Source organism: Leucobacter soli (genome assembly GCF_042659205.1).
In the GTDB taxonomy this organism is placed as follows: domain Bacteria; phylum Actinomycetota; class Actinomycetes; order Actinomycetales; family Microbacteriaceae; genus Leucobacter; species Leucobacter soli.
Map to the genome: position 1 here is coordinate 1 of NZ_JBHSRW010000175.1, position 4837 is coordinate 4837.

Genomic DNA, 4837 nt, shown 5'->3' on the forward strand with positions numbered 1-4837 from the left:
GCGTTCGGGCGTCGGCTGCGGCGCCGCGCTCGCGCGCAGCACCGCGAGCTCGTCCGGCTCGAGGGCAGCAGTGGTGCTCATCGTGCCTCCCTCAGACGTTCGGCGGCCCGCAGGCGCACGGGGATGGATCGGGGGTTGCGTTCGCGCTCGTCATCGCCGGCGAGTTCCGCGCCCCGGGTGAGCAGCGCGAACTCGGGGCGATGCTCCGGCAGCTCGACGGGAAGCCCGGCGGGAGCGGTGGATCGGCTCCGGGACACCAGTTCGCGCTTCACGAGGCGGTCCTCGAGCGACTGGTAGCTCATCGCGACCAGGCGCCCGCCGAGCGTCAGGAGCGACAGCGCCGCGGGGATCGCGCGCTCGAGTGCGACGAGTTCGCCGTTCACTTCGACCCGCAGCGCCTGGAAGACCCGCTTCGCGGGGTGCCGCTGGTCCCGCACCGCAGCCGGCGTGGCCGCCTGGAGCACGTCGACGAGCCTGCCGCTGCGATCGATCGGGGCCTCGGCTCGTGCGGCGATGATCGCGCGCGCGTAGCGGGCCGCGAGAGGCTCCTCGCCGTAGCGCTCGAAGATCGCACGCAGCCGGCCCTCGGGGGCCTCGGCCAGGATCTCGGCCGCCGTCGGTCCGACCCCCTGATCCATCCGCATGTCGAGCGGGGCGTCCTGCGCGTAGGCGAATCCACGATCGGCCTCGTCGAGCTGCAGCGAGCTGACGCCGAGGTCGAAGAGCGCTCCGTCGATCCGCTCGAAGCCGGCGCCGCGGACGGCCTCGACGATGCCGTCGTAGATGGTGTGCACGAGGATCGCTCGGTCGCCGAAGCGTTCGAGTCGGCGGCCGGCGAGGGCCAGCGCCTCGGCGTCCCGGTCCAAGCCGATGACGGTGAGGCCGGGATGGGCCTCGAGCAGCGCCGCGCTGTGCCCGCCCATGCCGAGAGTGGCGTCGACGATCACGGCGGACGGCCGCTCGGCGACCGGGGCGAGCAGTTCGAGGCAGCGCTCGAGCAGCACCGGCGTGTGCAGCTCCGCGGGATCCTGAGTGGTGTCGTCCATAGCGCGTCGGGCGATCTCGGCCCCCTGGTTCCTCGTCTACCCACCTGCCGCCGGGGAAGTGCGTCAGGGTGGTGAACGAGAAACCACGGGCCCGAGGTCAGAACATGCCCGGGATCACCTCCTCCTCGATCTCGGCGAAGGCCGTCTCCTGCTCCTGCAGGTAGCGCTGCCAGGCCCCGGCGTCCCAGATCTCGGCGCGGCTGCCCGCGCCGATGACCGCGAGATCGCGGTCGAGGCCGGCGTACTGGCGCAGGGCCGGCGGCACGGTGACGCGGCCCTGCTTGTCCGGGGTCTCGGCGTGGGCGCCCGAGAGGAAGACGCGCAGGTAGTCGCGGCCCTGCTTGGAGGTGATCGGCGCCTCTCGGATCCGATCGTGCATCCGGGCGAACTCGGACTCGCCGAAGACGTACAGGCAGCGCTCCTGGCCGCGGGTCACCACCAGGCCGTCGGAGAGCTCGTCGCGGAACTTGGCGGGGAGGATCAGACGGCCCTTGTCGTCCAGCTTCGGCGTGAAGGTACCGAGGAACATCGTGCTCTCCTTCCCCTCATCGGCCGGCCCGCGCCGTCGCGGGCGACGGGGTATGTCGCCACTTTACTCCACTTCACTCCACTTCCACCACTTTTACACCACTATTTCCCCACTCGGTCCCTCTCCGGGAGCGGCACCCTCCCCGCCACCCCGTTTCCGGGCGCGCCGATACCTGGAAAGCCCGCGTCCGGACAGCCCGTACCAGGAGTCCGTTCCCGGGAGGCCGGCGCCCCGGCAACCGGTCCCGAACACGCAAGAAGGGCGGTGGATCTCTCCACCGCCCTTCGGCTTCGCGCTCAGCCGAGGATGCGCTCAGCCGAGGATGATCAGCGCCCGTCCATCCGCTCGTCCCAGCGCCGCTCCATGCGATCGCTGAAGCTCTCGCGCGGGCGACCGCCGCCGTCGGCCGACTCCGCACCGGATTCGGTCGCGAGGGGATCCTCGCGCTTCGAGAACGCGAGCACGGCCCCGCCGAGCATCACGGCGAACCCGATGAGTCCGAGCCAGAGCTGCTGCGCCGCGACGCCGCCGATCATCACGCCCACACCAACCAGGCCGAGCAGGATGCCCAGCACCAGGGAGCGGAGGTTCAACCGGCGGGGCGTACCCGAGCCGGCCTGCATCACATCGGCTTCGCTCTGATACAGCCGTCGCTCCATGTCGTCGAGCAACTGCTGCTCTCGTTCAGACAGTCCCATGATCAACTCCAGATGCGCCGACTCTTCTGCCTTCAAGTCTACGCCGTCCGCGCCGGGCTAGGCTAGGCGACGTGGACGAAACGACCCGACTCGCAGGGCTTATACAGGAGCGCATCGACGATACGCTCGCCGCTCAGCGCACCGAACTCGAGGCACTCGGACCGGACGCCGCACCACTGCTCACGGAGGCCTCGGACTACCTCGCCGGCGGCAAGCGGATGCGCGCCCGCTTCGCACTCCTCGGCTACCGGTCGGTGCGACCGCTCGATGTCGACGGCGACCCGTTCGGCGAGCTCGGGATCGCCCTCGACGCGGCGAGCGCGCTCGAGCTCTTCCATGCCGCGGCGCTGATCCACGATGACGTCATCGACCGCTCCGACACCCGTCGGGGCCGCCCCGCCGCGCACCGCCACTTCGGTGCGCTCCACGCGGCGCAGGGCTGGCGGGGCGACGGCGCGCACTTCGGCGTCGCCGCGGCGATCCTGCTCGGCGATCTGCTGCAGTCGTGGGCGGACGAGCTGCTGCAGCGCGCCTGCGACGGCGCCGATGATCGCGCTGCCGCTCGCGCCGCCCGCGAGCATTTCAACCGCATGCGCAGCGAAGTCGCCATCGGGCAGTACCTCGACGTGGCTGAGGAGCAGCGCGCCGACTTCGCCCCCGAGCCGGAGCAGCTCGAGCGCTCCACTCGCGTGCTCGTCTACAAGTCGGCCAAGTACAGCGTCGAGGCGCCTCTGCTCATCGGATCCGCCCTCGCCGGAGCCAGCCGCGAGCAGGAGCAGGCGCTCTCGGACTTCGGCCTCCCCGTCGGCGTCGCCTTCCAGTTGCGCGACGACCTGCTCGGCGTCTTCGGCGACAGCGCGGTGACCGGCAAGCCCGCGGGCGGCGACCTGACCGAGGGCAAACGGACCGTGCTCGTCACGCTCGCGCGCGAGGCCCTGCCGGCGACGCAGCGCAGGGTCTTCGACGAGATGCTCGGCGATCCCCGCCTCGATGAGCAGCAGATCGAGATGCTGCAGCGCACCATCCGGGACAGCGGTGCGGCGACGCGGGTCGAGGAGATGATCGGTCGCAACATCGATCGCGCCGAAGCAGCGCTCGACTTCGCGCCGCTCGATGCCGACGTGCGGGACCGTCTGATCCGTCTGGCGCACCAGGCGGGGAGCCGGGTGGCGTGAGCCCCGGACCGGACGGCCTGCGGAGAGGACGTCCGGGAATCAGGGCGGGGCGGCCAGTGTCCTCAGAAGGCGAGGGCCTGCGTCGCCCGGCGCACCGCGCTCTTGCGGCCCGCGAGCAGGGCGTCGATCGGCCGCTCATCGAGCTCGTCGTTCCTGGCGAGTAGCCAGCCGACCGCCTCCTCGTCGTCGAATCCTGCGTCGTGCAGGGCCAGCAGGGTGCCCCGCAGCGAGTTCAGCGGCTCCTCCGGCCCGGCGAACTCCGCCGGGATCCTCAGCACCCCGTCGAGGCGCACCGCCGCCAGCTGGCGATCCTCTATCAACCGGTGCAGCTTGCCCGGGCTGGTGCCCCAGCGCTCGCAGAGCTCGGGGATCGTCACGTACTCGGTCTCGGGTGGGAAGTTCACGGCCACGCCACCAGCCTAACCCGAGCCGAAGCCCTCAGTACGTAGAATCGGCGCGTGAGCTCTGCCCCTGCCGACCCGTTGATCGGACGCACGCTCGATGAGCGCTACGTCGTCCGCTCGCGCATCGCGCGCGGAGGGATGGCGACGGTGTACCTCGGCAACGATCTGCGGCTGCAGCGCCGAGTGGCGATCAAGGTGATGCATCACCACCTGGTGGAGGACGACAGCTTCACGCGCCGCTTCGAGCAGGAGGCGCGCAGCGCCGCCATGCTGGGCAACGCCAACGTGGTGGGCGTCTTCGACCAGGGAGTGGACGGCGGACTCCCCTACCTCGTGATGGAGTACCTCCCCGGCATCACGCTGCGCGAACTGCTGAAGCAGCAGAAGCGGCTGACCGCGGATCAGGCGCTGGAGATCGGCGAGGCCGTGCTCGCAGGCCTGGCCGCGGCCCATGCGGCCGGGCTCGTGCACCGGGACCTGAAGCCCGAGAACGTGCTCCTCGCCGACGACGGCCGCATCAAGATCGGCGATTTCGGGCTGGCGCGCGCCGTCAGCGCGAACACGACCACCGGCCAGGCCCTGCTCGGCACCATCGCCTATCTCTCCCCCGAGCTCGTGACCCGCGGCGTGGCGGACGCCCGCAGCGACGTCTACGCCTTCGGGATCATGCTCTTCGAGATGCTCACCGGCCAGCAGCCGTTCAAGGGCGAGCAGGCCATGCAGATCGCCTACCAGCACGCCCACTCGGAGGTCCCCGCGCCGTCGACGCTGAACCCGGAGGTCGGGCCCGAGTTCGACCGGCTCGTGCAATGGTGCACGCAGCGCGAGCCCGACGCCCGCCCGCGCGACGCCGGCGAGGTGATCGATTCCCTCCGTGCGATCCGCGACGGCGAGCCGCTCGGATCGACCCGGGTGCTGCCGTTCACCCTGCCGATCGGCACGGCGACCCCCGCCACCGCGGTGCTCAGCGGCGGTGAGCGGCAAG

At 71.2% G+C, this 4837-nt stretch carries 6 protein-coding genes; 2 read left to right on the plus strand and 4 right to left on the minus strand.

Annotation, left to right across the window (positions count from 1 at the left end):
- Nucleotides 1-77: 77 nt before the first annotated feature.
- The 3 genes from rsmH to ACFPZL_RS10030 all read right to left on the minus strand — a co-directional run bounded on the left by rsmH (nucleotide 78) and on the right by ACFPZL_RS10030 (nucleotide 2273).
- Nucleotides 78-1046, minus strand: a complete 969-nt coding sequence (rsmH, locus tag ACFPZL_RS10020; protein ID WP_218113750.1) for a 16S rRNA (cytosine(1402)-N(4))-methyltransferase RsmH — start codon at nucleotides 1044-1046, stop codon at nucleotides 78-80.
- Nucleotides 1047-1143: 97 nt separating this feature from the next.
- A complete protein-coding gene (mraZ, locus tag ACFPZL_RS10025) occupies nucleotides 1144-1575 on the minus strand; it encodes a division/cell wall cluster transcriptional repressor MraZ (protein WP_218113751.1) in 432 nt (143 codons plus the stop codon).
- A gap of 326 nt (nucleotides 1576-1901) precedes the next feature.
- Nucleotides 1902-2273 (minus strand): DUF3040 domain-containing protein, encoded by a 372-nt coding sequence (locus ACFPZL_RS10030; RefSeq protein WP_218113752.1) that lies wholly within the window; start codon nucleotides 2271-2273, stop codon nucleotides 1902-1904.
- A 71-nt stretch (nucleotides 2274-2344) separates the two neighbouring features.
- Here ACFPZL_RS10030 and ACFPZL_RS10035 point away from each other — a divergent pair, with 71 nt between their 5' ends.
- Complete coding sequence (locus tag ACFPZL_RS10035) at nucleotides 2345-3448, plus strand: polyprenyl synthetase family protein (protein WP_218113753.1); 1104 nt, start codon at nucleotides 2345-2347, stop codon at nucleotides 3446-3448.
- A gap of 62 nt (nucleotides 3449-3510) precedes the next feature.
- On the opposite strand, the gene ACFPZL_RS10040 is transcribed toward ACFPZL_RS10035, so the two are convergent.
- A complete protein-coding gene (locus ACFPZL_RS10040) occupies nucleotides 3511-3858 on the minus strand; it encodes an Rv2175c family DNA-binding protein (RefSeq protein ID WP_328797998.1) in 348 nt (115 codons plus the stop codon).
- A gap of 48 nt (nucleotides 3859-3906) precedes the next feature.
- Between ACFPZL_RS10040 and ACFPZL_RS10045 the strand changes: the two genes are divergently transcribed.
- Nucleotides 3907-4837 (plus strand): protein kinase domain-containing protein (locus ACFPZL_RS10045; protein ID WP_382335284.1); only part of this gene is annotated, 931 nt, incomplete at its 3' end.